The sequence below is a fragment of the Acidovorax sp. 35-64-16 genome, assembly GCF_002281195.1.
GTDB lineage: Bacteria > Pseudomonadota > Gammaproteobacteria > Burkholderiales > Burkholderiaceae_C > Acidovorax > Acidovorax defluvii.
Genome location: NZ_NCFM01000001.1, coordinates 417,470 through 442,797, shown reverse-complemented (window position 1 = coordinate 442,797; position 25,328 = coordinate 417,470). Strand labels below are relative to the sequence as shown.

The following is a 25,328-nucleotide window of genomic DNA, read 5'->3' as shown; positions in this document are numbered from 1 at the left end:
TGGCGATGGACGGCCCTCATGCCTGCGAATCTGCTTTCATTTTCCGGCCTTTCTGCGCAGCGTCGGGCAGGCTCCCATTCGTCCCATCCGTTATTTGCAAACATGTCTGCTCTGTTCACGTCACCGCTGCATTTCCTCCTGGTGACCTTCATCCCACTGCTCGGTCTCGTGTTGGCGACCTCACTGCTCGTCTACGGTGTGTATGTGCGCTGGATAGACATACCCCGCAAGTGGCTGCTGACACCGCGCACCGTGCAAATACTGCTGGCAGTGGCCGTGCTGTGCAACGCCTGGCTGGGTTTACGGCTCTATCTTTCACACGGCGCGCAGCAGGCTTGGCAGGACGGCGCGTCCATCCGTCTGGGTCGTGAGCGGTTTGTGCTGCCCCACGACTATCTGTATGGCGAACTCACCATCCCTGCAGGCAGCCTCATCAACCGCCGGGACCCGTTCGACAAAGGTGAACCCACCCGCCCGCTGGCGCTGCATGGGCTGGAAGCCGTGAGGTTCTCGCAGCCGGTGCAGTTGGCGGGTGTTTGGGCCAGCGCAATGCAGACGGTGCCCATGCGTGTGGAGTTGGCGCATGACCAGCGCATCGGCCCGTTCTACCGCTTCGACAGCGCCAGCCAAAGCTGGGTGCCCAACACCGTGGTGTCCGCACTGACTTGCAAGAAGGGCCAGATCGCCTTGTTCCACGTGCCGCACATTGCGCATGACATTCAGGCCGAACTGGGCAAACCCGCACCCGATGGGCCACAGGCACGGTTTCTGCCCAGCCAATGGCTGTTTCGCAAGTGCGAAGCTGGTCCGGCAATCGCCCTGGAACCGGCGCCCGGCAAAAGCCCCGTTGCGGCGGCGCCCCGTTAGGCTCAGCGGTTGAGTTCTGCAAGCCGCTCGGGCGTACCGACGTCAGTCCAGCGGCCGCCATAAAGTGAGGCGGACACACGGCCTGCGTCCATCGCACGTCGCAGCAGCGGGGCCAGAGGGGCTTTGACGCCCAGTGGGTTGCCTGGCGCAATGTCGCACCACGGCGGCGCGAACAGCTCGGCCCGCAGCAACGCGATGGTGCTGTAGGTGTAGCGCGGCGCGGGGTCGTCTGCGGGCAGGTTCAGCGCCAGGCCTTGGGACGACAGGCCGAAGTCGCCGCGCGGGTTGTGCGCCGGGTTGGGCACCAGCCACAGATGTGCGAGCTGGTCGCTGGCGGCAAAAGCCTGCACAGCGGCGCTGTCGAACACAAAATCGGGCGCGAACACATCGCCCGCAGCCAGCCAAAAAACGGGCCCCAACTGCGGCAGGGCACGGGCAATGCCTCCCGCCGTTTCCAGCGCACCACCAAAATCCACACTTTCTTGCGAGTATGAAATTGATAGCTGCTTGCGCTTATCCCATATTGGTTTAACGCCATTTTTATCTGAAAAATAGGCAGGTATCTGCTCTCCCAGCCAGGCGGTGTTGATCACCACGCGCGAGACTCCAGCATTGGCCAGGGCCTGCAAATGCCACTGCAGCAGCGGCCGGCCCTGCACCTGCAGCAGGGGTTTCGGGGTGGAGTCGGTGAGGGGCCGCATGCGCTCGCCGCGGCCTGCCGCCAGCACCAGCGCAGGCACCTGCACGGGCAGCTGAACAAAGGCGGGCGGCGTCATCGCACGGCCCCAGTGGCTGACTCCACGGCGCCGCGCTGCAGGGCATGGCGCTGCACCCCGGCGGGGTCAAAGAGGGCCAGCAGCGCATCCATCAGGGCCTGCGCCTTTACCGAATGATCGGCACCGAAATTGCACACGTACACATCCAGCGTGACGGCGTTTTGCTCGGGCCAGGTGTGCACGCACAGGTGCGACTCGGCCAGCAGCACCGTGGCAGTGACACCGCCCGGGCCTTGGGCTGTGGACGGGAAGGTATGAAACAGCTGGTCCACCGCCTGCAAACCCGCAGCGCGCACGGCATCCGTACAGGCCAGGGACAGTGCGGCGGCATCCAGCATGCGCTGGGGAGCGCAGCGGCAGCCACGCAGATCGGCAGTGAGATGCAGTCCTTGCATGGCCGGAACTGTAGTGCATTGGCCGCGACGCGACGGCGTGCGCGGGTGCCCGCAAGCCCCCCAGCTGGCCGCACCGGTAAAATGCCGGGTTTCCCCTGAACCTCCCACCCGGAGCCGCCCATCCCATGGCCAACACCCAGCAATCCCACCAGATGGCCAACGCAATCCGCGCGTTGGCCATGGACGCAGTTCAACAAGCCAATTCCGGTCACCCCGGCGCCCCCATGGGCATGGCCGACATGGCCGTGGCGCTGTGGGGCCGCCACCTCAAGCACAACCCGGCCAACCCCCAGTGGTTTGACCGCGACCGTTTTGTGCTGAGCAATGGCCACGGTTCGATGCTGCTGTATGCGCTGCTGCACCTCACGGGCTACGACCTGCCCATGCAGGAGCTCAAGAACTTCCGCCAGCTCGGCTCCCGCACGGCGGGCCACCCCGAAGTCGGCCACACGCCCGGCGTCGAAACCACCACCGGCCCACTGGGCCAGGGCATCACCAACGCAGTGGGCTTTGCGCTGGCAGAAAAACTGCTGGCGGCCGAGTTCAACCGTGAAGGCCACACCGTGGTGGACCACCACACCTACACCTTCCTGGGCGATGGCTGCCTGATGGAAGGCATCAGCCACGAAGCCGTGTCGCTGGCCGGCGCCTGGAAGCTCAACAAGCTGATCGCGCTGTACGACGACAACGGCATCAGCATCGATGGCCAGGTCGCTCCCTGGTTTGCCGACAACACCCCCCTGCGCTTCGTGGCCAGCGGCTGGAACGTGATCGGCCCCATCGACGGCCACGACGCCGACAAGGTGGACGCCGCCATCGAAGAAGCCAAACAACAGTCCGAGCGCCCCACCCTCATCGTTTGCAAGACGCACATCGGCCAGGGCAGCCCCAACCGCGCCAACACGGCCAAGGCCCACGGCGAGCCGCTGGGCGCGGAAGAAATTGCACTCACCCGCGAAGCCTTGGGCTGGACGAGCGAGCCTTTCGTGATTCCTGAAGACGTGTACGCCGACTGGGATGCCAAGGCCAATGGCGAAGGTTTTGAGTCCGTCTGGAACGAGCGCTTTGACGCCTACAGCAAGGCGTTCCCAGAGCTGGCCGCCGAGTTCAAGCGCCGCATGGAAGGCAACCTGCCAGCCAACTTTGCCCAGGTGGCCGTGGACACCGTGGTCGCCGCCCACACCAAGGGCGAGACCGTGGCCAGCCGCAAGGCCAGCCAGCTGGCGCTGGAAGCCTTCACCGCCGCATTGCCCGAGCTGCTGGGTGGCAGCGCCGACCTGACCGGCTCCAACCTCACCAACACCAAGAGCACTCCTAACCTGCGCTTTGACGCGCAGGGCGCCGTGGTCAAGAACGAGGCCGGCGTGGGTGGCCGCCACATCAACTACGGCGTGCGCGAGTTCGGCATGGCCGCCATCATGAACGGCATTGCGCTGCATGGCGGTTTCATCCCCTACGGCGGCACCTTCCTGACCTTCAGCGACTACAGCCGCAACGCCATCCGCATGGCCGCGCTGATGAAGCAGCGCGTGATCCATGTGTTCACGCACGACTCCATCGGCCTCGGTGAAGACGGCCCCACGCACCAGTCCATCGAACACGTTGCCAGCCTGCGCCTGATCCCCAACCTCGATGTCTGGCGCCCCGCCGACACCGCCGAAACCGCCGTGGCCTGGAGCGTGGCCCTGTCCAACCGCGACAAGCCCACCGTGCTGGCCCTGTCGCGCCAGAACCTGCCCTATGCACCCAAGCGCGACCTGGGCGACATCTCGCGCGGCGCCTATGTGCTGTCCGACCCTGCGGACGTGGGCCTCAAGAAAAAGCCCGTGGCCGTGATCATTGCCACCGGCTCCGAAGTGCAGCTGGCCCTGAAGGCCCAGCGCCTGCTGGCCGACAAGAAGGTGGCCGTGCGCGTGGTGTCCATGCCCAGCACCACCACGTTCGACCGCGAAGACACCAAGTACAAAAAAGCCGTGCTGCCCACGGGCCTCCCGCGCGTTGCCGTGGAAATGGGCGTGACCGACGGCTGGTGGAAATACGGCTGCGCCGCCGTGGTGGGCATCGACACCTACGGCGAGTCGGCGCCCGCACCCGTGCTGTTCAAACACTTCGGCTTCACCGAAGAGAACGTTGCGGCCACGGTGCTCGCGGCGCTCAAGCGCAAGTAAGACATATTGGTTCCGCTATCAACTTTGGAGAAACTCAGGCTATGACGATCAAGATTGGTATCAACGGCTTCGGCCGCATCGGCCGCAACGTGTTGCGCTCGGCTGTTCAGAACTTCAGCGACATCGAAGTCGTTGGCATCAACGACCTGCTGGAACCTGAGTACCTTGCGTACATGCTGCAGTACGACTCGGTGCACGGCCGCTTCCAGGGCACCGTGTCGGTCGAGGGCAACACCCTGATCGTCAACGGCAAGAAGATCCGCCTGACACAAGAGCGCGACCCGGCCAACCTGAAGTGGAACGAAGTCGGCGCCGACGTGGTGATCGAATCCACCGGCCTGTTCCTGGACAAGGTTTCGGCCCAGAAGCACATTGATGCCGGCGCCAAGAAGGTCATCCTGTCGGCCCCCTCCAAAGACGACACCCCCATGTTCGTGTTTGGCGTGAACCACGACACCTACGCAGGCCAGGCCATCGTGTCCAACGCCTCGTGCACCACCAACTGTCTGGCCCCCGTGGCCAAGGTGCTCAATGACAAGTGGGGCATCAAGCGCGGCCTGATGACCACCGTGCACGCAGCCACCGCCACGCAAAAGACCGTGGACAGCCCCAGCAACAAGGACTGGCGCGGTGGCCGCGGCATTCTGGAGAACATCATCCCTTCGAGCACTGGCGCAGCCAAGGCCGTGGGCGTGGTGATTCCGGCCCTCAACAAGAAGCTGACCGGCATGTCGTTCCGCGTGCCCACGTCGGACGTGTCGGTGGTCGACCTGACGGTGGAGCTGGAAAAGGCTGCCACCTACGAAGAAATCAAGGCCGAGATGAAGGCCCAGTCCGAAGGCGCCTTGAAGGGCGTGCTGGGCTATACCGAAGACAAGGTGGTGGCCACCGACTTCCGTGGCGACACCCGCACGTCGATCTTTGACGCCGACGCCGGCATTGCCCTGGATGGCACCTTCCTGAAAGTCGTGAGCTGGTACGACAACGAGTGGGGCTATTCGAACAAGTGCCTGGAAATGGTGCGCGTGGTGACGGCCAAGTAAGCACGGCGATCCCCCACAAAAAAACGCGCCCCAGGGCGCGTTTTTTTGTGCCTGACCCCGGCAGACCGGGCTCAGCGTGCAGGGGCCTGTGGCTTATTCCTGTGCGTCACGGATGGTGTCGCGCCCGTGGCGATCTTTCACCCGGCCCAGGTCGGCATCCAGTGCGCGCGTGAGTTTGTCCACCGCACTGATGAACGCAGTGGCCATCTTGTCGGCCTCGGCCGTCACGGCCACCGGCTGGCGGCCGGCCACGCGGGCCTCGATACGGCAGCGTTTGTCTTCTGCCCCGGACTTGCCTGCATCCACATCGGTCAGAAACACCTCCAGGCGCGTGATGTTTTCGCGAAAACGCGCAAGCCGGGTGCCAGACTCGTCTTGAATCCATTGCGCCAGGGACTCTCCGCCATGGATATGGTCATCGGTGTGTACTTGTACTTGCATTGAGCTCTCCTTGTGAAATTGCAACGACATGGCAACGCAATCACGGCCATCGGTATGTGTGCATCATGCACGCAACCGGATTCTGGAGCTTGATGACAGTCAATGGCACACCAGCCAACAGGGATCAAGACGCCATGGCGCAGCAACGCGCTGACCGCCGCATGTCGAAGCCAGAGAAACGGCCGTCGCGTCTAGGCGATTTCGTGGCAAACACCACACCGAGCGTCCGGGCTGGCACTGCGCTGGGCATGTGCGGCACTTTCCTACAGACGTGGTGGGGCCGGTAGTGCTACAAAGACAATTGCACGATTCCCCCACCGGGACTTGGTGCAAACCGCCCTGCGTCCCCTTCGGAGCTTCTTCATGCCCGCCTCCCGCCGCCTCAAGATTGGTCTTTCAGCCTGCTTCCAGCACGCCGACCCCGCGCGCCCGCTGTTCACTGGCAAGACCCTGCAGTATGTCGAGCAGTCCATTGCGCACTGGATCATGTCCGCCGGGGCCATGGTGGTCATGGTGCCCTGCCCCACGGGCGAGACCGCGCGCGGTGATGTGACGCTGGCGCACTATGCCCAGTGGCTGGACGGTGTGGTCATGCACGGTGGCGCTGACGTGTGGCCCGGCAATTACGGTGAGGAGGCCCTGCGCGAGGAGTGGTTGGGCGACCGTGTGCGCGACCTCTACGACCTGGCCGTGGTGAAAGCGTTTGCCGAAGTGGGCAAACCCATTTTCGGTGTCTGCCGGGGCCTGCAACTCATCAACGTGGCGTTTGGCGGCGCGCTCTACCAGGACCTGCAGACCCAGCACCCCGGTGCACTGCAGCACCGCAATGCCACCACGTACGACCAGCACTTCCACGATATCCACATCGTGGCCGACTCGCATCTGGCAAAGCTTTACCCCAACACACCGCGCGCGCGCGTGAACAGCATCCACCACCAGGGCATCAAGCGCGTGGCGCCCGACTTTGTGGTGGAGGCGCTGAGCGAGCCCGACGGCGTGCCCGAAGCGATTCGCCTCAAACCAGCGCCGGGGCGCGGCTACATCGCGGCCACGCAGTGGCACCCCGAGTTCCACCGGGCCGGTTCGGACACGCTGGACGACACTGCCATCCTCAACGACTTTCTGGCGGCGTGTGCACAAGCCAAGGCGAACCCGCTGGCGCGGCGGGACCAGCCTGCGGGGCTACGGGATCGGGCGACGAGGCTGCTGCGCAGTGCGTTGCGCAGAGACAAGACGGCCGCGCCATAGCGGGCCGACGGACCGGTCTGAAATGCGCGCCGATGCGGCGCAGACTGCGCCCGCCGATAGTCACACCTCGTGGGAGTGAATTGCACTTCATCCCTGCCATTGCGTGCAAGCCGCAGCCAAGCACCGAGGCCGCCCTGAACCTCAAGCGCCCAAGCCCGACGCGGCGCGCGCACTGCCGCTGATTGCGCCACGACCCGCTGCACGCCGCCCGCCTGCAGGCGCACCACATGGCCCGCGCTGTGTGGCTCACCGACTACTGCCACCTCTTCACCCCCGAGCGGCCCAAGCCGAACATGGTGAAAAGAAGAGATGCCCACGCGCTACTGGCGCAATCTGCCCGAGGCGGCCCGGATCAGCGCATTGACCCAAACCGCGCACCAGCGCAGCGCCCAGATGGTGGCTGCCATGACCACCGTGCCCCAGCGGCGGATTGCAGGGGCACCGGCCGCCAGGCCTGCGCAGCAAACCAGCCACCACAGTTGCGACGGCCACGGAGACTTCTACAACAACAACGAGAGGGGGGACTGGCGAAGAGGTTGCCACCACCACGGCGGCAATGCACTACCGCACCTCAGGGTGCCAGAAACGTCACGCCCAGGTGCCCCACCTTCACCAGAATCAGCGCGCCCTCGGCCTCGGTGAACGGCGCGTGCTGGCTCCAGCGCGGGCTGCGCAGCCAGCTGCCCTGCGGGTAGTGGCCCCATTCGTCAGAAAAAACCCCTTGCAGCACCAGAATCTCTTCGCCGCCCGGATGGGTGTGGGGTTGAAACCGGGTGTGGGGCGCCCAGCGCACCAGCGCGGTGTCAATGCCGTCATGCGAATGCAGCGGCAGTACGGTCAGGCCGGGCACCAGGCCCTGCCGCCACTCTCCCGCGCGGGTGTCCAGGCGCAGCGGTGCCGTGTCACCCGCGGTGAACTGCCACAGCTTCACAAACAACACACAGCCCTCGCGCGAAAACGGGGCATGGGCGCTGCCCGGCGGGTTGCGCAGGTAGGTCCCCGCCGGGTGGTCACCCGACTCGTCGGAGAACACACCTTCCAGCACCAGAATTTCCTCGCCGCCGCCGTGAACATGGCGGTCAAAGCGCGCACCGGGTGCATAGCGCACGATGCTGGTGGCCCGCGCCACCTCGCCACCCGATCGGTCGAGCATGCGGCGCTCGACGCCCGCCAGGGGCGAGGGCGCCCACTGGGCATCGGCAGGCAGTGCGGTCACCCGCAGGGTCATGTCGTCGTGAAGTTGCATGGGAGCGATTGGAGCAGCCCGCAGGCTATTCGGTGCGCAGCCCCCACAAAAACCCCAGGCACCACTTCACCTCGTGCCTTCGCGTGTCGACGGGGTTACGCGTCAATGCGGACGGTTCATCGGGCGAAATGCTGCGCTCCCGACCTTCGGACAGATCAGCCAGGCAGAGGCTAGGCTGCACCAGCCCGCCCGGCAAAACGCCCCGCCGTTCGCCGTTACCCGGCAGCCGGGGCACACCAGCGGACTCAAGCGGCAAGCAACTTGGCCAGCTCGCCCGAGGCGATGAGCGCCCGCACATCGTCACACCCGCCCACCAGCACGCCGCGCACGAACACCATGGGAAACGTGGGCCAGCCGGTCCACATCTTGAGGGCGTTGCGACGGCGCCATTGCGAGAGGTAGCTGCCAAACTCCCGGTATTCATGCGGCACCCCGGCGGCATCCAGCGCCTTGCGCGCCTTGCCCACAAACGGGTTGCCCGACATGCCGATCACCACCACCGCATGGGCGCGGACGGTGGTCTGCACCTCGTCGATCAACTCGCGGTGGAGCGCTGCCACTTGCGCCCGAATGGCGGGGTGGATGGCGTTCTCTTCCAATATGGTGCGGTGCATGAAAAGCTCCTGGTGGCGAGACGGTGGTGGTCCGGGTTGGGGAAACAGCGGGCGAAGGGCGGGTAGGTGGCGACGGGCACGCCGACGGGCAGGTGCAGGCGGCGCGGCAGCACGGCTTGGGCACCGGCTGGGGCCTCCAGCGCTGCTGCAGCGGCCGCCGACAGGCCCAGGGAGAACCCCGCAGCGCTTCAGTGCTGGTGGCCGTGCGCCCCATGCACATGGCGGTGCGCAATTTCTTCGGCGCTGGCGGCGCGCACTTCGGTCACCTTGCAGCTGAATTTCAACGCCTGGCCTGCCAGCGGGTGGTTGCCGTCCAGGTGCACTTCGGGGCCCTTGATCTTGACCACGTTGAACACGGCCGGCTGGCCGTCAGCGCCCACGCCCTGCAACTGGCCGCCGACCTTCACGCCGGGCGGGAACTCGGCTTTGGGGATCGTGCGCACCAGGCTTTCATCGCGGGCCCCAAAGGCGTCTTCCACGGCCAGGTCCAGCGCGGTGCTGAAGCCCACAGCCTGCCCTTCGAGGGCCGCTTCCACCTTGGGAAAAATGTTTTCATAGCCACCATGCAGGTACGACAGGCTGCCGCCGTCCAGCGGCTTGCCCTGGGGCGTGGTGACTTTGTAGGTGATGGTGACAGCGGTGTCTTTGGTGATGGTGGCCATGGTGGTGTTTGCGGTTTCGGTCGGGGAAGCGGCGCGGCGGTGCAGCAGGATCAACCCCGGCACCCGCGCGTGCATGGAAAGCGTGGATTGTCCACGAGGCGCCGCCCGGGCCCCAAAACACGCTGACTGTGGGGCCGAAAGCAGGTGGACCTACCCGGCAGCCACGGACTGAGCAGGGCGTTCTTCGTCCGTCTGCCCCGGGTAGCGCGCAAACCGCCGCGCCTCGGTGCCATGCACCGGGTCCTGCTCGGCCCAGGGCCAGCCGCCAAACTGGGTGCGGCGGTAGTCGTTCATGGCCTGTATGATTTCGGCCTGCGTGTTCATCACAAACGGGCCGTACTGCGCCACGGATTCGCCAATGGGCTGGCCTTGCAGCAGCAGGCATTCCACGGGCGCTGCGCCGGTGTTGGTCAATGGCCAGTCCTGCCCTGCCACCAGCTCCAGCGCGGCGTGCTGTCCCACGTCCTGCGGGCCCACACGCAGGCTGTCACCCCCAAAGAAATACAGCATGCGGCGTGTGCCCTGGCCTTGTGCGGCCGGCAGCGTCCACTGTGCGCCAGGCTCCATGTGCAAGGTCCAGATGGCCACATCGCCCTCAGGCTGCGAAGCCCACGATTCGGGGGGCGGCGCCAGCGGTGCAGCGGCGCCCGGCAAGGCACCGGCCACCACGGTCACCGTGGTGGTGCGGCCTGCCGCGTCATGCCGCACCAGGCGCGGAATGCGCTCGTTCCAGAGCATGGTGAAGTGGGGCTCCACCATCTTGCTCTTGGCAGGCAGGTTCAACCAGATCTGAAAGAGTTCGAGCGGATTGGGCTCGGTGGCGTTGAGCAGCGGGAACATCTCGGAGTGCACGATGCCCTTGCCGGCGGTGACCCACTGCACATCACCGCCACCAAAGCGCGCGGCCGCGCCCAGCGAATCCGAGTGGTCGATGAGCCCCTTGCGCACCAGCGTCACGGTTTCAAAGCCGCGGTGCGGGTGGCCCGGAAAGCCCGGCACGGTGTCGCCGTGGTACATGCTCCAGCCGTCTTTGCGGCTGAAGTCGCTGCCGATCTGGCGATCATCGATGGGCACGGCCGGTCCGAACGCCGTGTTGCCTGCGGGGTAGGCATCGTCGTGGTGGGCGCAGAACAAAAACGGGTCCATCGTGGGCCACAGCGGGCCCAGCGCCTGGGCTTGCACGATGGGCTGGGCGGCAGACAAAGACACGGGGGTGGACGGCATGGGGGGCTCCTTGGATTTGCGCCATCCGCGATCGGGCAGCGCGTCTGTCAAAGATAAGGCCTGCGACGCCGCACAAAAGGTCGCTGCGTGGAACAGTGCAGTGCAAGGCGCAGGACAGTGGCGCATGGCCCTGTGACAACGCCCGCCATCTCACGCACAGCCCTGGCGGCGAAATTCAAGCCAAAACAGCCTCAAGCGCTTATACGGCAAGCGCATACAGCTATTGTTTTTGATTAAAAATCCACCTCAAGGCGGCTTGCCCACAAAAGCCACCGTCAGCCCCTTGGCCGTCACCGTGATCGGCCCCGGCTGCAGGCCCAGGCCGTCGAACATGGCCGTGTCCTGCGGGCGCAGCTGGTGCAGGGTGACTTCGCGCAGCGATTGCTCGGCCAGCACGGGGGCGTAGACATTGAGGAGCTGCGCAACAGCGGGCTTGAGGGTCGGAAAATCCAGCCGCCCCAGCCGGATCTGGTGGGCGCGCAGGGTGCGGTCGCTGGCCTCGTAGCGCAGCGCAAATTCCACGTCGAACAGGCCTGCATGGCTGCGCCGCAGGGCCGGGCCTGCGGCATCCACCGCCATGGTTGCGCCCAGGCGATTCACCTCGGGCAGCAGGCGCAGCAGCGGCACCTGCAGGGTCAGGTCAAACAAGCCCTGCACGGGCACGCTGCGCGGAAACTTGGGCGCCACCATCTCCTGCAACTGCGCCAACGGCACGGTGTAGCTGGGCTGCGCCAGCGCGCCACGCCCCAGCAGCAGCGCCACTGCGCCCAGGGCCAAGCCACTGGAGGTGGTGGTCAGAAATCGTCTGCGATGCAGCATGGGGAATATCTCCTTGAACGGAGGTGGGACACGGGCCAGGTGAAAAGGTGCCGCATCTGCGGGCCGTGGCGGTGTATCCATTCACGCAACGGTGCAAGCTGTTGATTCATGGGCGATTTGATGGGCTGATCCATTCACCCACCATGCGCCCGGCTTGCTCGCAAAGCCGCAGGCGTAGCGCTTAGCCGAGGCGATGGACACGGTCCATCGGCTTGTGCGGCCAACGGTTAAGGCAAAAATGGCCTCTAGCGCTTATCCATCAAGCGCTGATAGCTATCAATTTTGATAGCAACGCGTTGCCGTGCAACTACCGGCCCACCACGGACCAGCCTGCTTTCTGGTTGTCCTTGTCGTTCTCATACTCCCACGCCGTGCCGCAGCGGTCGCACACATAGCGGGTGATGGTGACGGGGCCCTGTTCACGGTCTTCCTTGCGGTTGCCGCGCTGCACCAGCTCGGCGTGGCCGGGCGCCTTGCGCCAGTTGCGCTGGATGCCCTGGCAGGGCTCGCACAGCGCCATGGGTTTGAGTTCGTTCTGTCGGGCCAGGTCTTTGGTCATAGAGGGTGCAGCCATCGTGGGCTGGTGTGTTGGTTTGCATGCTGCGGGGCGGCTACTGTAAAGCACGGGTGCGATGCCCTGTGCACAAAGGCCTGCTGGCAGGCCCCCGCGCCCTCAGACCGTGGTGGCCATGCGCAGCCTGCGCGCCGCGTCTTCGTCGCGGGCATCGTCAATCTCGCGCAGCACGGCCTGCATGTCCACGTCGACATGGTCTGGCGCGTAGCGGCCGGTCAAAGGGGTTTCGTTGCTCAGCAGGCCGCTTTGGTACAGGCTCCAGATTTCGGGGCCGTATTGCGTGGTGCGCAGCTCGGGCGCGAACTGGCCGAAAAAATCGCGCAGGTTGGCCACGTCGCGCAGCAACATGCGCTGGGCGTGGTTGTTGCCTGCGGCGTCCACCGCCTGGGGCAGGTCGATGATGACGGGGCCATCCGCATCTTCTGCGCCATCCACGCCCGGCAAGTGCGCCAGCAGGATGTTGAACTCCGACAGATCGCCGTGCACCACACCCGCACACAGCATGCGCACCACCTCGGCCACCAGGGTGGCATGGTGTGTGCGGGCGTCTTCGGGCGTAAAGCTCACATCGTTCAGGCGCGGGGCGGCGTCACCGTGGACATCGGTCACCAGCTCCATCAGCAGCACGCCGTCGTGAAAGTTATAGGGCTGCGGCACGCGCACGCCAGCGGCGGCCAGGCGGTAGAGCGCATCGACCTCGGCGCTTTGCCAGGCGGCTTCTTGTTCTTGGCGGCCAAACTTGCTGCCCTTGGCCATGGCGCGGGCCGAGCGCGAGTTTTTGACCTTGCGGTTTTCGGTGTAATCAACGGCCTGGCGGAAGCTGCGGTTGTTGGCCTCTTTGTAGATTTTGGCGCAGCGGGTTTCATCGCCGCTGCGCACCACAAAAACCATGGCTTCCTTGCCACTCATGAGTTGCCGAACCACGGTGTCGATCAGGCCTTCCTCAATGAGGGACTGCAGGCGGGGGGGTGCTTTCATGGGTGCATTTTGCGCCCGGGGCGCAATCCCCTGGCGCGGCACCGGGTGCTGGTGCCGGGTGGGACGTGGCTCAGAACGTGTTCACGATCTCAGGCCTGCGCGCCCAGATCGCGCAGGCGTTGGTGCAGCGCATCGTTTTCATCCACGGGCAGCTGGTTTTTGGCCTGCAGATAGTGGTGCGTGAACACGTCGAGGTAAGCCTCCAGGGTTTGCGCCGCGCGGGTCTCGCCCGCCAGTTCCAGGCACAGGGCGGCCACCTCGGAGGTGCACAGGTGGTCATCGTGCAGCGCATGGCGCAGGCGGTAGCGCGAGCGTTGCCCCGGCTGCAGGGTGAGCACGGGCAGGCGGTCCAGATAAGGGCTTTTGCGAAACATGCGGCGCGCCTCGGGCCAGGTGCCATCGAGCAACACAAACAGCGGGCGCTTGCCGCTGGCGCTGTGCGGGGCAACGGGGCCTGCGTTGCAGGCAAGGCCGGTCAGCACCCGCTCAGGTGCCACGTCGTCACCCGGAAACACCACCACCGGCTGCCACTGCGGGTCGGCCAGCAGGGCCAGCAAATCCGGGTGCACGGCGGTGCGCGCCCAGCCAAAGGCAAAGGTGTCGGCCACCACATCGGCGATCAGCCAGCCGGTGTTGCTGGGCTTGAGCGCCTCGACATCGCCCATCAGCAGGCACACGCCCGCGCGCGTGGGCACGGCCGGGCGCAAGGCGCACAGGCAGTGGCTGGGCAGCAGGCGGCAGCCTGTGCAGCGCTCGCCGCGCGGGCCACCGCGCGCCAGAAAGGGCTTGGAACTGCGCGCCAGGCGCTCGGTGCGCTGGCGCGAGACGGCATGGGGAATCACAGGCGCCATAGCCACGGTCATCGGCCACCTGCGCATTCGAGCTCGAACAGCGGCACCTCGGACTGGCGGCTCAGCCACACGCCGCCGCCCAGCTCGGTAAAGCCCTCCTGCAGGCCGCGCCGGTACAGCTCGGCCCGGTGGCGAAACAGGCGCGGGTCGGTCAGGTCTTCGTCGAGGATGTCGCGCTCATAGTCCTCGCGCGTGACGGCTTCGACATACAGCGCGCCCCGGCTCAACCGGCCCAGGTTGCGCAGGGCCAGTTTCAGGTCGGACGGGTTCAGGTAGGGCAAAACGCCCTGGCAGATCACCAGATCGAACGGCTCGGCCGGGTCATGGGCCTGGTAGTCCACCACCGAGCCACGCTCCCAGCCAAAGCGCCCGCACAGGTAGTCGCTGAACTCCACGCCGTGGTAGCTGGCATCGGGAAAGTGCCGCGCCACCGCCGCACGCCACAGGCCGATGCCGCAGCCCACATCCAGCACCCGCTTCACCGGCACGCGCAGGTACTGCAGGTAGCTGCACACAAAGGCGCCCAGCCGCTCGGCGTGTTCGGGGTCAATCACGCTGGTTTTCTTGTCGAAGTAGTAACGCTGGTAGTAGGCCTCGTCGAACCAGGTATCACTTGCAGATTTCACGCGCCATTCCTTCAACCATGGGGTGCACTACGCCTGCGCCGGAATGCCGGTGCAGGCAGCGCCGCCTACCGTGTGTGCCCAAGTATCGGGCAGCAGAGTGAGTCAATGCCGCGCTTGCGCTGTCGGCGCGCTGGCCCCCAACGGGCACGCGGGCGGGCGTGCCAGCCACCGCGGCGTCGAAAACCCGTGCACTCAGGATTGCGCGGCAGCCCGTTTTTCAAGAATCTCGAACGCGGGCAGTGTCTTGCCTTCAAGCACCTCCAGAAACGCGCCACCGCCGGTGGAGATGTAGCCCACCTGCTGCTCGATGCCATATTTGGCAATGGCCGCCAGGGTGTCGCCGCCGCCGGCAATGCTGAATGCGGGCGACTGGGCAATGGCCTCCGCAATCACGCGCGTGCCGTTTTCAAAGGCAGGAAACTCGAAAACGCCCACGGGCCCGTTCCAGACGATGGTGCCAGCCGATTTGAGCTGCGCCGCCAGCCGTGCGGCGGTGTCGGGGCCGATGTCCAGAATGAGGTCGTCCTCGGCCACATCGGTGGCGGCCTTGATGGTGGCGGGGGCGTCGGCGGCAAAGGTTTTGGCGGTAACCACGTCGGTAGGAATCGGCACCTCGGCGCCGCGCGCCTTCATGGCGGCCATCACGGACCTGGCCGCGTCCAGCAGATCGGGTTCGGCCAGGCTTTTGCCGATGGGCAGGCCTGCTGCCAGCATGAAGGTGTTGGCAATGCCGCCGCCCACAATGAGCTGGTCCACCTTGTCGGCCAGGCTTTGCAGGATGGTGAGCTTGGTGGACACCTTGGAGCCGGCCACGATGGCGGCGAGTGGACGCTGGGGGTGGGCCAGGGCCTTGGTCAGGGCGTCGATTTCGGCCGACAGCAACGGGCCAGCGCACGCGATGGGGGCGTATTGCGCGATGCCGTAGGTGGTGCCTTCGGCGCGGTGGGCCGTGCCAAAGGCGTCGTTCACGAAGATGTCGCACAGGGCGGCCAACTTGCGGGCCAGTTCTTCCTTGTTCTTCTTCTCACCGACGTTGACGCGGCAGTTTTCCAGCAGCACCACCTGCCCCGGGGCCACGGTAACGCCGTCCACCCAGTCGGCGAGCAGCGGCACGTCGCGGCCCAGCAGCTCGGACAGGCGCTGGGCCACGGGAGCGAGCGAGTCTTCGGGCTTGAACGCGCCTTCTGTGGGGCGGCCCAGGTGGCTGGTCACCATCACGGCGGCGCCCGCGTCTAGGGCCATGCGGATGCACGGAATCGAGGCGCGGATGCGGGTGTCTTCGGTAATGTGACCGGCGGTGTCCAGCGGGACGTTCAGGTCGGCACGGATGAAGACGCGCTGGTTGCGGGCCTTGCCCTGGGCGCACAGATCGGAAAAACGAAGGATGTTCATGGAGGAAGGCGTCAGCGGTTGGGAGGGAATGGAATGAGGGCCACCATTTTAGTGAGCGAGCCTTTCGAACTGGCGTGCCCGAGGCCAGCGGGCGCCGTGGAACTGGCTTTGCCAGGCCACTGGCGGCGTCCCCCTCAGGGGGAAGCCGCGCAGCGGCTCAGGGGGAGCACGATGTTCACCAGCCCCAGCCGATGTGCAGGGGCAGGTACACCAGCATCCCCACCACGATGGTGCCCAGAATGCCCCGGCGCCAGAAGTAGTAGGCGCTGGCGCACAGCACGGCGGGCAGGCGCGCGTCCTTCAGCGTGGTGATGAACTCGCCGTGTGACATGAAGATTTCGGGCGCAATGACGGCCGTGAGCGCGGCGAGGGGCGCGTATTTGAGCCCGCGCTTGAGCCAGTCGGGCAAGGGCAGCTCGCGCTCGGGGATCATGAAGAAAGTGCGCGTCACCACGGTGATGAGGGCCAGACCGACCACCACGATGACGGGTTCGAGCCAGTCCCAGCTCATGGATGCAACTCTTCGCGCAGCGCCACCGCGTCACCGGCCTCGACCTGTTCGAGCTCGTCGGCCGGGATCATGCTGTCGGCCGGCACCAGTAGCACCTCGGGGCGGTGGCGGCGCCGGTCCACGGCCTCGATCAGCAGGCCCACCGCGATCGCGGCGGCAATGGCCACCAGAATGTTGAGCTTGAGCGGCAGGGCAAAAGCAGCAATGGCGGCCGTAGCGGCCACGCCCGTAGCAAGCCAGGTGGCGCGGTCGAACAGCAGCGACAGCAACACCCCCAACAGCGCCAGCACACCCGCAAACCCGAGCCCCCACGACAGCGGCACGGCGTTGGCCAGCAGGATGCCGGCAATCGAAGGCACCTGCCAGGCCAGCCAGTTGGTGGTGGCGGCGCCCCAGAAGTAGGGCACCTGCTCGGGCGCGGGGCGTGGCTCGGGAAAGCGCTTCATGAAGGCGACAAAGATCACGTCGCCGCTGAAGTAGCCAATGGCCAGCCGCTGGCGCAACGGCAGGTGCACAAAGTAGCTGCGCCACAGGCTGCTGAAAATCACGAAGCGCAGGTTCACACACGACGCCGTGAGCCACACCACCCACAGCGGCGCTCCGGTGGCCAGCAGCGGAATCACGGCCAGCTGGGCGCTGCCTGCATACACCAGCAGCGACATGAAAATGGCCAGCGATACCGACATGCCGCTTTTGACCATGGCCACACCGGTCACCATGCCCCAGGCGGCGATGCCCAGCGAGGTGCCCGCCATGTCGGTGATGGCCAGGCGAAACGCCGGGTGGCGCACGGTCTGGCCGACCGCCTGCAGGCTCATGGCGCTGTCGGCGCGCCGGGGGTGCCGGGTGCCTGCGCCTCCCCCAGCACCATGCCGGGCTGCAGCGGAAAGCCACGCAGAAACTCGGAGGCCGGCAACCGCTTGCCTCCGGCCCGCTGCAAGGTGGTCAGGCGCAGGGCATCTTCACCGCAGGCCACGAGCACGCCGGTGCTGTCTATCGATAAAATCTGCCCGCAGCGCTTATCTGACAAGCGCTGATAGCTATTAATTTCGTAGCCCCACAGCTTGACGGTCTCGGTGCCCAGCGTGGTGCTCGCCCCGGGAAACGGATCGAAAGCCCGGATCTGCCGGCCAATCACGTGCGCTGGCAGCGACCAGTCCACTGCGCTCTCGGATTTCTCGATCTTGTGGGCATAGGTCACGCCCTGCTCCGGTTGCGGGACAGGCTGCAGACCACCGCAGGCGGCCAGCTCAAGGGCCTCCACGATCAGGCGGCCACCCATGTCGGCCAGCCGGTCGTGCAGCGAGGCGGTGGTGTCGCGGGGACCAATGGGCAGCTTTTCGGTCAGCAGCATGGCGCCCGTGTCCAGCCCCGCATCCATCTGCATGATGGTGACGCCCGTCTCGGTGTCGCCCGCCTGAATGGCACGGTGGATGGGTGCGGCGCCGCGCCAGCGCGGGAGCAGGCTGGCGTGAATGTTGAGGCAACCCCTGGCCGGGAGGTCCAGCACCCACTGCGGCAGGATCAGGCCGTAGGCCGCCACCACCATGGCATCGGCCTGGGCGGCCAGCAGCGCCGAACGGGCGGCAGCAGCGTCTTCGGGGAATTTGCCGTCCAGGCGCAGGCTGCGGGGCTGGGCCACGGCAATGCCCTGCTCGAGCGCGCATTGCTTGACGGGCGAGGCCTGCAGCTTCATGCCCCGGCCTGCGGGCCGGTCGGGCTGCGTGAGAACGAGGGGCACGGTGAACCCGGCGCTCAGCAGGCGCTGCAATGCGACACGGGCGAATTCAGGGGTTCCGGCAAAAATGATTTTCATGAAGAAGGGCCCGGTGGCGGCTGTCAGAAATCCCTGTCGTCACCCGGCGGCTGGTCATCGGAGAAAACCAGTTGGCGCACGGTGCCGGCGCGGTCGATGTGGATGTGCGCCATGCGCGGTTCGTAGTCGTCCATGAACCGGTAGGTCCAGATGTCGCCGTCAAAACGGGCAACCCGTTCGACCAGCATCGGCGGGCCGAAGGTGCGCTCGACATCGGCCTGGGTCCATGTGTTCAGTGCAACGCCCGAAAAGCGGGCCAAGGTCAGCACCTGCTCGACGCGTTCAAGACGCCCGGCGCCATCAAAGTCGAGATGAAATACCCGGCGGCCTGCGGGCAGGGTGGAATACAGCAGGCGCTCCCGGTTGCCCTCCAGGGCAGTCGTGCTGTGCGGTGCGCCCAGCCGCGCCAGCACATCTGCTCGCCGGGCTCCCGGCTTTTCCAGGTCGGGCGATGCGCAGGCCGACAGCAACACCCCGGCGACCAGCGCAACAGCGCCGATACCAAGGCGTCGCCTCCAGGTGCTCACTCGCGCGCGTCCCGCTGCTGCTTGAGCAGCTTGGTCTTGATGCGGTTGCGCTTGAGGGGGGAGAGGTATTCCACAAACACCTTGCCCATGAGGTGGTCCATCTCGTGCTGGACGCAGACCGCCAGCAGTCCCTCGGCTTCGAGGGTGCGCGATTGCCCCTGGGCGTCCAGGGCGCGCACATGCACTGCAGCAGCGCGTTCGACGCCGTCGTAGATGCCCGGCACCGACAGGCAGCCCTCGTCGCCCACATGCTTTTCCGGGCTGGCCCAGACGATTTCGGGATTGATCAGCACCAGCGGTTCGTTGCGCTCTTCGGAGACATCGATGACCACGATGCGCTCGTGCACGTCGATTTGCGTGGCCGCCAGGCCGATGCCGTGGGCGTCGTACATCGTGGCGAGCATGTCCTCAACCAGCGTCTGGACGCGTGCATCGACGGCCTGAACCGGCTGTGCAACCTTGTGAAGACGAGGATCCGGGTAACAGAGAATGGGAAGAATTGCCATGAATGAAGGTGAAAGCTGTCGCTATTTTCGCCACTTTTGGCGCCCGCTGCAGCCCCTGACCGCAATATTCGTTGCCCAATCAAGGGCTTGAGCAGAGAATCTCAGATCGTTTGTAACGTATCTGCCCGGCGGCTTGCATGACGCAATCGACCGCGGCGCCAGTGAGGGGGCGTTTCACAATGCATCAAAAAAGGAACAACATGACGGCATTCACCCGCGTGCGGCAAAACGCCTTGGGCGCGTTGACAGTATTTGCCGGCGCCTTGCTTGTCGCTCCGGCCCAAGCGCAGAACTTCCCGATTTCCAGTGGCCAGCGGGCAACGGCGCAGCAGGTGGCCGAACGTGGGGTTCCTCTTTCCGAGCTGGCTCCGGGTGCTCCCGACACTTATGTAGTGAAACGTGGTGACACCCTTTGGGGCATTTCCGGCATGTACCTCAAGCGCCCTTGGCGCTGGCCCGAGTTGTGGGGCATGAATCTCAAGGCCCTGCCCAACCCGCATCTGATTTTTCCGGGACAGACGCTGTACCTGGAAAAGGATGGCGGCTATGCACGTCTTCGCACCAGCGCCCGTGGCGAGCCTGACACGGTGCGGGTGTCTCCGCGTACGCGCAGCGACAGCCTTTCCGACACCGCCCTGCCCACACTCAAGCCCCACCTCATCGAGCCCTTCCTGGTAGAGCCGCTGGTGGTGGATGCCGAGGTGCTGGAACGCGCGCCACGCATCGTGGCCACGGTGGATCACCGCGTTCTGATGGCGACCGGCGACCGGGCCTATGCCCGTGGCGATGCCGCCACTCCGCTGCGCATGGAGCCAGGTGCGCCCCGCCACTACCGGATTTTCCGGGACGCCATTGCACTCAAAGATCCGGTGACGGGTGAAATCCTGGGCTACGAAGCGCAATACGTCGGAAAAGCCGAACTGGTGCGGGGCGAGTCGCTGGAAGAAACGGCCGATGGCAAAGGTGGCAAAGTGGTCGAGTACGTACCCGCCACGGTCGAGCTGACCGCCACCAAACAAGAGGTTCGTGCGGGCGACCGGCTGCTGCCAGCGCCGGCGCGCGCCTTTGTCAGCTACACACCGCGCGCACCCCAGATGGAAGTCGATGCACGGGTGGTCTCGATTTATGGCGGCAGTTCGGTGACCTATGCGGCGCAGAACCAGGTCATTGCGATCAACCGGGGCACGCAGGACGGCATGGAGGCCGGCCAGGTTCTCCACATCATGACGATGGGCGACCGCATCAAGGACAGCACGGACGAGGCAAAGACCGTGATCAAACTGCCCAGCGAGCGCAATGGCCACGTCATGGTGTTCCGCACGTTTGACCGTGTTTCCTACGCATTGATTCTGGAAATCAGCACCGGCGTGCGAGTGGGTGACCGTCTGGTCAATCCCGACTAAGTACGGAACCGGAGGCCGCGCAGTCGTTTCGTCTGCAAGCGCGCCTCGACCCCACCCCATCCATGGACCGCGATGAACTCGCCGGCTGGTTGCGACTGACCCTGACCCCGGGCGTAGGCAACGGCACCGCCCGCCGCCTTCTGGCGGCCTTTGGTCTTCCGGAGGCCATCTTCGAGCAACCGGAGGTTGCGCTGACGCAGTGCGTGACGCCCTCACAGGCGCGTGCACTGCGATTGGTTCCGGACGGTCTGGCACAGCAACTGGAGACCACCTGGGCGTGGCTGCAGGACACGGTGCCGGACGGGCCCGCTCGGGTTTTTCTGACGCTGGGCGATGGGCGTTACCCGCAGGCACTGCTCGACACGGAAGACCCTCCCTTGGCGCTGTATGGCATCGGCCCTTCAGCAATGTGGGCGGCCAATCCTTTTCCCGCCGGGCGTTGCCTGGCCATCGTGGGCAGCCGCAACCCCACCGCCCAGGGCGCGGACAACGCGCGCCAGTTTGCGCGTGCATTGCATGCAGCCGGTCTGACCATCGTGTCCGGGCTGGCACTGGGCGTGGACGCCGCCGCACACGAAGGAGCCTTGGACAGCGCGTTGGCCCATGTCAACGCTCCCGCCACGATTGCAGTGGTGGGCACGGGACTTGACAGGGTGTACCCCCGTCAGAACCTGGGACTTGCGCGGCGCATTGCCGCCCACGGCATCCTGATCAGCGAATACCCCCTCGGCACACCGCCCCTGGCGGCCAATTTCCCCAAGCGCAACCGCATCATTGCGGGACTGTCGCAGGGCACACTGGTAGTGGAGGCCGCATTGGCATCCGGCTCGTTGATCACGGCCCGGCTGGCGGTGGAGCAGGGGCGTGAAGTATTTGCCATTCCTGGCTCCATCCATGCTCCCCAGTCGCGCGGATGCCATGCCCTGATACGGCAAGGCGCCAAGCTGGTGGAATCTGCACAGGATGTGCTGGAAGAACTGCACCTTCCCGTTCCAGGCGCTGCATCGCAACCCGCCTCCTGCGGCCTGAGCCCCACTGACAGCGCCCCCGCCGCTCCACCCGAAAGCGCACTGCTCCAGGCGATGGGATTTGACCCTGTGGGGCTGGATGCCTTGATGGCACGCACCGGCATGGACACCGCCGCCATGCAGGTGGAGTTGCTCGAACTGGAGCTGGCAGGCGTGGTGGCACGCCTTCCGGGGGGCCTGTTTCAGCGCATGGGCAACGCCTGAGCCAGAGTCACAAACAAGCCCTCACTGCGCTGCTTGGCTTTGTTTATCGCGCTGACAGCAACCGCGCAGGAATGCCCCCCCAGGCGGCCGGCACCGCCGGGCGTATGAGTCAGTCCAGCAGCCGCTCGGGGTTGGCGTCCAGCTTGGCCAGGGCATCGCGCGTGGCGCGCAACGTCAGACCCTCTTCGTCCTGCGGCACCAGCAGCCCGGATTGCAGATACGCCGCCAGGCGGCGCAGCTGAATGAGGTAGCTGCTGCCGTCCGTGGCGGCAAAAAGGTGCAATTGCTTGCGCTGGCTCTGCCAGGCGTATTGCACCTGGGCCGACGATCCGTTGTGGTCCAAGGTGAACCACGTGCCCCGTTGCAGCTCTTGAGCCCAGGCCACCATGGCTTCGTCCACCGGCGCCCCGTTGTCCGCAATCACATGGATGGACGAGGCATCAATGCCCAGCATCATCTCGATGTTGTCGGCATTGAGCGGCATGTCTCCCAGCGTGGCGTCCCCGATGAAGTCTTCGAGGTTGGCCAGCCGCTTGGCCATGGCTTCGATATGCGCCTGCGGAATGGATGCCGTCTTGGACAGGAAGGCATCGGCCAGGGTGTCGGTCAGCACCTTGATCTGCGCATCCTGCGCGGCAGCGGCGATCCCCATCAGCGCCAGCCCCTGGCGCAGGCGTTGCAGCAGGCCGGGCAGGCTCTGGATCACCAGTGCCCGGTCGCTGCGATGGGGTTTGGCGCTGGCTGCCCACACCAGATCGGCGGCCGTGCGCTTGAAGGTGATGGTATCGGCATGCTGAGGGCCATCGCGCACAGCCGAGAGGGCCAGCACCTCGGCCCAGGTCTTGAAGAGAAACTCCCGGATTTCGTCGCGCACCGGCATGTCGCGCAGCATGGTGCGCAGCTCGATCGTGTACTGGATGGCCAGCGTTTCCCGCTGCTCCACCTGCTGCGCCACGCTGACCAGGCGCGAGGTGGCCTGCTTTTCGGTGAGGAACTTCGACAGGAATTTTTCGAACTCGTCGTACACCAGCTGAAAAACCCGCCGCCCAGTCTCAGGGTATTGCTCGATCACCTGCACCACGCGGCGAATCTCCGCCTCCAGGGCGCTGCCATTGATCGACGTCGCATCAAATCCCATGACGCACGCCCCCATGCGGTCAATGAGCTGGCGGGCCGGGTGGGCGATGTTGCTGAAGAACTCGGGCTCTGCCAGGGCCACGCGCAGCACGGGCACCTGCAACCGCGCAAACCAGACGCGCACGGCCGGGGGAATACGGTCTTCGGCCAGAATGCTCTGGAACATCAGCGCCACCACCTCGATGATGGCCTTCTCGCCAGCCGTGGAGGCCTTTTTCTTCAATTCGGTGAAACGCTCCCGTACCGCGCCAGCCAGCTGCACCACGGCGGCGGGGCTGTAGTCTTCGATGAGCGTGGCGACACCGCTGTAGTAGGTGTCGGCCTGGACGCGGTGGGCCGTGAGGGCATGCGCCAGCGCCGCCGATGCGGGTGGCGCGTTGACCAGATCAAAGCCGGTGGCGGGCTGGGTCAACAGCCGGCGCAGCTGCCCCATGACACCCTGCGCGCGCTGGCGTGCGCGCGACAGTGGCGTCATGCCTGTGGCAAAGACTGGAGCCATCCCCTGGGGCTGGCCCTGTCGCGGTGGTGCGGCGCGCCCGGCGGCCATGGCCTCCCGGGTTTGCGTCAACGCCTGCGATGCAAGTCCGCTTGCGCCAGAGTCCCGGCTGGCCACCGCACCGCCCTCGGTCCGGCGCACGCGTGACCGCAGGTCGTTTTGCGGCGTGATGCCCTGCTCCACATAAAACACGTTCACCGCCTGGTACTGCTTTTGCAGCAGGTTGGCCAACTCGCGCTGCAGGGGGCCCACCACGGTCAGCAGGTCGGTGCGCGGCAGGCCGGATTCGACCCACTGCTCAACGGCGATCAGACAGACGGCCTCGGGGCGAAGAATGTCATTGCTGTCGAGCTCCTGGCCTTCGAGCGACTGCGTTCGCAGCCGCACCGTGTCGAGCTGATGGCTGACCTGTTCGGTGATCGTGAGCGCCATGCGGGAGGCTGCGATCTTGTTTTCCACCACATCGTCGCTGAGCAACTCGAAATGACCGCCGCCCATCTGGGTGCCGCGTGTGGTGCTGATGTGCGGCGCCAGCGCTTCACGCAGGCTTCGGTCCGTGCGTGCAATCCAGTCGGTGTGGTGCTGCTGGTACAACTGCCAGGCATCGCGCCGCGAATGCATTTCGCGTTGCGTGCCGGTCTGGGACATCAGCTGGGACAGAAAGTCCAGTACCGTCTTGTCCACCTCAGGCAGTCCTGCGCAGATTCCTTCCACAAATTTCTGACGCGCCTGGCGAGCCAGGCGACGCTGCGGAACTGAAGGAGGCGGTGTAGGCATACCTTAATGGTAGCGGGTCAGACCGTGGCCCCTGCGTTGGGATCGTTCGGATCCTCATCCTCTTTTTTGACTGTCTTGACCAGGTCTTCGCGTTTCACGCCGAGCCACATGGCGATGGCGGCTGCCACGAACACCGACGAGTAAATGCCGAACAGGATGCCGATAGTGAGCGCCAGCGCAAAATAATGCAGGCTGGGGCCACCAAACAGCAACATCGAGAGCACCATGGCCTCGGTTGATGCATGGGTGATGATCGTGCGGCTCATCGTGCTGGTGATGGCGTGGTCAATCACCTCATGGGTGGTCATCTTGCGGTACTTGCGGAAGGCCTCTCGGATCCGGTCAAGCCAGCACCGACAGCGAAAACTCCCACTGGAAGAACGCAAAGAACCCCAGGATGATCACCACGTCGTGCAGGTTGGCGATGATGGCGGCCACGCCGAACTTCCACTCAAACCGCATGGCAAGGTAGATCACGATACCCACCACCACCATGGCCAGGGCCATGAGGCCCCCTTGCACCAGCTCCTCGCCGACTTGCGGGCCAACGAACTCGGTGCGACGCAGCGTCACCGCGGGGTCGACCGCCTTGAGCGCACCCAGAACCTGTTCGCTTTGCTGGGCAGAGGTCACGCCCTTTTGCACGGGCAAGCGAATCATCACGTCGCGGGCGGTGCCAAAATTTTGCACCTGCACGTCGGCGTAGCCCAGGCCAGAGACCGTCTCGCGCACCTTGGCCAGCTCGGCAGGTTGGCTGTAAGCCACTTCCATGACCGTGCCGCCCGTGAACTCCACCGACAGGTGCAGTCCGCGGGTCAGCAGAAAAAACACGGCAAGCGCGAAGGTAATGAAGGAAATCGCGTTGAAGACCAACGCGTGCTTCATGAAGGGAATGTCTTTTTTGATGCGGAAAAACTCCATGATCTCTATTCCTTATTTGGAGTTTTCAGAGGAGGCGCATATGCGCAATGCGCATGGGATACCGGAAGAACAAATTGC

25 protein-coding genes and 1 pseudogene are annotated in these 25,328 nt (G+C 65.4%); 6 read left to right on the top strand and 20 right to left on the bottom strand.

Annotation, left to right across the window (positions count from 1 at the left end; translation table 11 throughout):
• Positions 1–102 precede the first annotated feature (102 nt).
• Positions 103–867, top strand: coding sequence for a hypothetical protein (locus tag B7Y64_RS02045; RefSeq protein WP_291324353.1), 765 nt, complete (start codon positions 103–105; stop codon positions 865–867).
• Positions 868–869: 2 nt separating this feature from the next.
• On the opposite strand, the gene B7Y64_RS02040 is transcribed toward B7Y64_RS02045, so the two are convergent.
• Together B7Y64_RS02040 and speD are read right to left on the bottom strand one after the other, a co-directional pair.
• Positions 870–1,643, bottom strand: a complete 774-nt coding sequence (locus tag B7Y64_RS02040) for a nucleotidyltransferase family protein (RefSeq protein ID WP_291324352.1) — start codon at positions 1,641–1,643, stop codon at positions 870–872.
• Positions 1,640–2,038: an adenosylmethionine decarboxylase gene (gene speD, locus B7Y64_RS02035; RefSeq protein WP_111867695.1), complete on the bottom strand. Its 399-nt coding sequence runs from the start codon at positions 2,036–2,038 to the stop codon at positions 1,640–1,642. Before speD ends, B7Y64_RS02040 begins: the two co-directional genes overlap by 4 nt.
• 125 nt (positions 2,039–2,163) lie before the next feature.
• Between speD and tkt the strand changes: the two genes are divergently transcribed.
• Together tkt and gap are read left to right on the top strand one after the other, a co-directional pair.
• Positions 2,164–4,206, top strand: a complete 2,043-nt coding sequence (gene tkt / locus B7Y64_RS02030) for a transketolase (RefSeq protein WP_291328252.1) — start codon at positions 2,164–2,166, stop codon at positions 4,204–4,206.
• A 41-nt stretch (positions 4,207–4,247) separates the two neighbouring features.
• Positions 4,248–5,249: a type I glyceraldehyde-3-phosphate dehydrogenase gene (gap, locus tag B7Y64_RS02025; protein ID WP_024813329.1), complete on the top strand. Its 1,002-nt coding sequence runs from the start codon at positions 4,248–4,250 to the stop codon at positions 5,247–5,249.
• 93 nt (positions 5,250–5,342) lie between these two features.
• On the opposite strand, the gene B7Y64_RS02020 is transcribed toward gap, so the two are convergent.
• Positions 5,343–5,690, bottom strand: a complete 348-nt coding sequence (locus tag B7Y64_RS02020) for an HPF/RaiA family ribosome-associated protein (RefSeq protein WP_024813330.1) — start codon at positions 5,688–5,690, stop codon at positions 5,343–5,345.
• Between the two features lie 363 nt (positions 5,691–6,053).
• Between B7Y64_RS02020 and B7Y64_RS02015 the strand changes: the two genes are divergently transcribed.
• Positions 6,054–6,938 (top strand): gamma-glutamyl-gamma-aminobutyrate hydrolase family protein, encoded by an 885-nt coding sequence (locus tag B7Y64_RS02015; protein ID WP_291324351.1) that lies wholly within the window; start codon positions 6,054–6,056, stop codon positions 6,936–6,938.
• Between the two features lie 571 nt (positions 6,939–7,509).
• On the opposite strand, the gene B7Y64_RS02005 is transcribed toward B7Y64_RS02015, so the two are convergent.
• The 15 genes from B7Y64_RS02005 to def form a co-directional block, all read right to left on the bottom strand.
• Positions 7,510–8,184, bottom strand: a complete 675-nt coding sequence (locus B7Y64_RS02005) for a cupin domain-containing protein (protein ID WP_114655204.1) — start codon at positions 8,182–8,184, stop codon at positions 7,510–7,512.
• Between the two features lie 245 nt (positions 8,185–8,429).
• Entirely contained in the window at positions 8,430–8,798 is a 369-nt protein-coding gene (locus tag B7Y64_RS02000; RefSeq protein WP_114655205.1) for a glutaredoxin domain-containing protein, read from the bottom strand.
• A gap of 188 nt (positions 8,799–8,986) precedes the next feature.
• Positions 8,987–9,460: a peptidylprolyl isomerase gene (locus tag B7Y64_RS01995; RefSeq protein WP_024813334.1), complete on the bottom strand. Its 474-nt coding sequence runs from the start codon at positions 9,458–9,460 to the stop codon at positions 8,987–8,989.
• A 150-nt stretch (positions 9,461–9,610) separates the two neighbouring features.
• Positions 9,611–10,684 (bottom strand): pirin family protein, encoded by a 1,074-nt coding sequence (locus tag B7Y64_RS01990; RefSeq protein WP_291324350.1) that lies wholly within the window; start codon positions 10,682–10,684, stop codon positions 9,611–9,613.
• Positions 10,685–10,930: 246 nt separating this feature from the next.
• Positions 10,931–11,503: a DUF1439 domain-containing protein gene (locus B7Y64_RS01985; RefSeq protein ID WP_111867661.1), complete on the bottom strand. Its 573-nt coding sequence runs from the start codon at positions 11,501–11,503 to the stop codon at positions 10,931–10,933.
• Between the two features lie 307 nt (positions 11,504–11,810).
• Positions 11,811–12,062: a hypothetical protein gene (locus B7Y64_RS01980; RefSeq protein ID WP_111867660.1), complete on the bottom strand. Its 252-nt coding sequence runs from the start codon at positions 12,060–12,062 to the stop codon at positions 11,811–11,813.
• A 114-nt stretch (positions 12,063–12,176) separates the two neighbouring features.
• The gene (locus tag B7Y64_RS01975; protein ID WP_291324349.1) at positions 12,177–13,055 is read right to left on the bottom strand and encodes a PA4780 family RIO1-like protein kinase; all 879 of its coding nucleotides are present in this window, start codon (positions 13,053–13,055) and stop codon (positions 12,177–12,179) included.
• Between the two features lie 89 nt (positions 13,056–13,144).
• Positions 13,145–13,906, bottom strand: a complete 762-nt coding sequence (locus B7Y64_RS01970; RefSeq protein ID WP_291328250.1) for a tRNA-uridine aminocarboxypropyltransferase — start codon at positions 13,904–13,906, stop codon at positions 13,145–13,147.
• 8 nt (positions 13,907–13,914) lie between these two features.
• Positions 13,915–14,532, bottom strand: a complete 618-nt coding sequence (locus B7Y64_RS01965; protein WP_024813340.1) for a class I SAM-dependent methyltransferase — start codon at positions 14,530–14,532, stop codon at positions 13,915–13,917.
• 192 nt (positions 14,533–14,724) lie between these two features.
• A complete protein-coding gene (locus tag B7Y64_RS01960) occupies positions 14,725–15,924 on the bottom strand; it encodes a phosphoglycerate kinase (RefSeq protein WP_291324347.1) in 1,200 nt (399 codons plus the stop codon).
• Between the two features lie 175 nt (positions 15,925–16,099).
• Complete coding sequence (locus tag B7Y64_RS01955; RefSeq protein ID WP_291324346.1) at positions 16,100–16,435, bottom strand: AzlD domain-containing protein; 336 nt, start codon at positions 16,433–16,435, stop codon at positions 16,100–16,102.
• On the bottom strand, positions 16,432–17,253 hold the full coding sequence (locus B7Y64_RS01950) for an AzlC family ABC transporter permease (protein WP_291324345.1): 822 nt from the start codon (positions 17,251–17,253) through the stop codon (positions 16,432–16,434). The genes B7Y64_RS01955 and B7Y64_RS01950 overlap by 4 nt, the downstream gene beginning before the upstream one ends.
• The gene (gene fmt, locus B7Y64_RS01945; protein WP_114655212.1) at positions 17,250–18,251 is read right to left on the bottom strand and encodes a methionyl-tRNA formyltransferase; all 1,002 of its coding nucleotides are present in this window, start codon (positions 18,249–18,251) and stop codon (positions 17,250–17,252) included. Before fmt ends, B7Y64_RS01950 begins: the two co-directional genes overlap by 4 nt.
• A 23-nt stretch (positions 18,252–18,274) precedes the next feature.
• A complete protein-coding gene (locus tag B7Y64_RS01940) occupies positions 18,275–18,778 on the bottom strand; it encodes a hypothetical protein (protein WP_291324344.1) in 504 nt (167 codons plus the stop codon).
• A complete protein-coding gene (gene def / locus B7Y64_RS01935; RefSeq protein ID WP_111867650.1) occupies positions 18,775–19,284 on the bottom strand; it encodes a peptide deformylase in 510 nt (169 codons plus the stop codon). The genes B7Y64_RS01940 and def overlap by 4 nt, the downstream gene beginning before the upstream one ends.
• Positions 19,285–19,484: 200 nt before the next feature.
• On the opposite strand from def, the gene B7Y64_RS01930 reads away from it, so the two are divergent.
• Entirely contained in the window at positions 19,485–20,687 is a 1,203-nt protein-coding gene (locus tag B7Y64_RS01930) for a LysM domain-containing protein (protein ID WP_291324343.1), read from the top strand.
• A gap of 62 nt (positions 20,688–20,749) precedes the next feature.
• Complete coding sequence (gene dprA / locus B7Y64_RS01925; protein WP_291324342.1) at positions 20,750–21,919, top strand: DNA-processing protein DprA; 1,170 nt, start codon at positions 20,750–20,752, stop codon at positions 21,917–21,919.
• Between the two features lie 109 nt (positions 21,920–22,028).
• Here the strand turns inward: dprA and B7Y64_RS01920 are convergent, their stop codons facing one another.
• Both B7Y64_RS01920 and secF read right to left on the bottom strand, forming a co-directional pair.
• Entirely contained in the window at positions 22,029–24,329 is a 2,301-nt protein-coding gene (locus tag B7Y64_RS01920) for a DUF1631 domain-containing protein (protein WP_291324341.1), read from the bottom strand.
• Positions 24,330–24,346: 17 nt separating this feature from the next.
• Positions 24,347–25,250: pseudogene (gene secF, locus B7Y64_RS01915) on the bottom strand (protein translocase subunit SecF).
• Between the last annotated feature and the right edge of the window lie 78 nt (positions 25,251–25,328).

What these genes read in the sequence shown, in the direction of transcription:
- B7Y64_RS02045 (WP_291324353.1), top strand. Translation starts at nt 103, where the DNA reads ATGTCTGCTCTGTTCACGTCACCGCTGCATTTCCTCCTGGTGACCTTC.
- B7Y64_RS02040 (WP_291324352.1), bottom strand. Translation starts at nt 1,643, where the DNA reads ATGACGCCGCCCGCCTTTGTTCAGCTGCCCGTGCAGGTGCCTGCGCTG.
- speD (WP_111867695.1), bottom strand. Translation starts at nt 2,038, where the DNA reads ATGCAAGGACTGCATCTCACTGCCGATCTGCGTGGCTGCCGCTGCGCT.
- tkt (WP_291328252.1), top strand. Translation starts at nt 2,164, where the DNA reads ATGGCCAACACCCAGCAATCCCACCAGATGGCCAACGCAATCCGCGCG.
- gap (WP_024813329.1), top strand. Translation starts at nt 4,248, where the DNA reads ATGACGATCAAGATTGGTATCAACGGCTTCGGCCGCATCGGCCGCAAC.
- B7Y64_RS02020 (WP_024813330.1), bottom strand. Translation starts at nt 5,690, where the DNA reads ATGCAAGTACAAGTACACACCGATGACCATATCCATGGCGGAGAGTCC.
- B7Y64_RS02015 (WP_291324351.1), top strand. Translation starts at nt 6,054, where the DNA reads ATGCCCGCCTCCCGCCGCCTCAAGATTGGTCTTTCAGCCTGCTTCCAG.
- B7Y64_RS02005 (WP_114655204.1), bottom strand. Translation starts at nt 8,184, where the DNA reads ATGCAACTTCACGACGACATGACCCTGCGGGTGACCGCACTGCCTGCC.
- B7Y64_RS02000 (WP_114655205.1), bottom strand. Translation starts at nt 8,798, where the DNA reads ATGCACCGCACCATATTGGAAGAGAACGCCATCCACCCCGCCATTCGG.
- B7Y64_RS01995 (WP_024813334.1), bottom strand. Translation starts at nt 9,460, where the DNA reads ATGGCCACCATCACCAAAGACACCGCTGTCACCATCACCTACAAAGTC.
- B7Y64_RS01990 (WP_291324350.1), bottom strand. Translation starts at nt 10,684, where the DNA reads ATGCCGTCCACCCCCGTGTCTTTGTCTGCCGCCCAGCCCATCGTGCAA.
- B7Y64_RS01985 (WP_111867661.1), bottom strand. Translation starts at nt 11,503, where the DNA reads ATGCTGCATCGCAGACGATTTCTGACCACCACCTCCAGTGGCTTGGCC.
- B7Y64_RS01980 (WP_111867660.1), bottom strand. Translation starts at nt 12,062, where the DNA reads ATGACCAAAGACCTGGCCCGACAGAACGAACTCAAACCCATGGCGCTG.
- B7Y64_RS01975 (WP_291324349.1), bottom strand. Translation starts at nt 13,055, where the DNA reads ATGAAAGCACCCCCCCGCCTGCAGTCCCTCATTGAGGAAGGCCTGATC.
- B7Y64_RS01970 (WP_291328250.1), bottom strand. Translation starts at nt 13,906, where the DNA reads ATGGCGCCTGTGATTCCCCATGCCGTCTCGCGCCAGCGCACCGAGCGC.
- B7Y64_RS01960 (WP_291324347.1), bottom strand. Translation starts at nt 15,924, where the DNA reads ATGAACATCCTTCGTTTTTCCGATCTGTGCGCCCAGGGCAAGGCCCGC.
- B7Y64_RS01955 (WP_291324346.1), bottom strand. Translation starts at nt 16,435, where the DNA reads ATGAGCTGGGACTGGCTCGAACCCGTCATCGTGGTGGTCGGTCTGGCC.
- B7Y64_RS01950 (WP_291324345.1), bottom strand. Translation starts at nt 17,253, where the DNA reads ATGAGCCTGCAGGCGGTCGGCCAGACCGTGCGCCACCCGGCGTTTCGC.
- fmt (WP_114655212.1), bottom strand. Translation starts at nt 18,251, where the DNA reads ATGAAAATCATTTTTGCCGGAACCCCTGAATTCGCCCGTGTCGCATTG.
- def (WP_111867650.1), bottom strand. Translation starts at nt 19,284, where the DNA reads ATGGCAATTCTTCCCATTCTCTGTTACCCGGATCCTCGTCTTCACAAG.
- B7Y64_RS01930 (WP_291324343.1), top strand. Translation starts at nt 19,485, where the DNA reads ATGACGGCATTCACCCGCGTGCGGCAAAACGCCTTGGGCGCGTTGACA.
- dprA (WP_291324342.1), top strand. Translation starts at nt 20,750, where the DNA reads ATGGACCGCGATGAACTCGCCGGCTGGTTGCGACTGACCCTGACCCCG.
- B7Y64_RS01920 (WP_291324341.1), bottom strand. Translation starts at nt 24,329, where the DNA reads ATGCCTACACCGCCTCCTTCAGTTCCGCAGCGTCGCCTGGCTCGCCAG.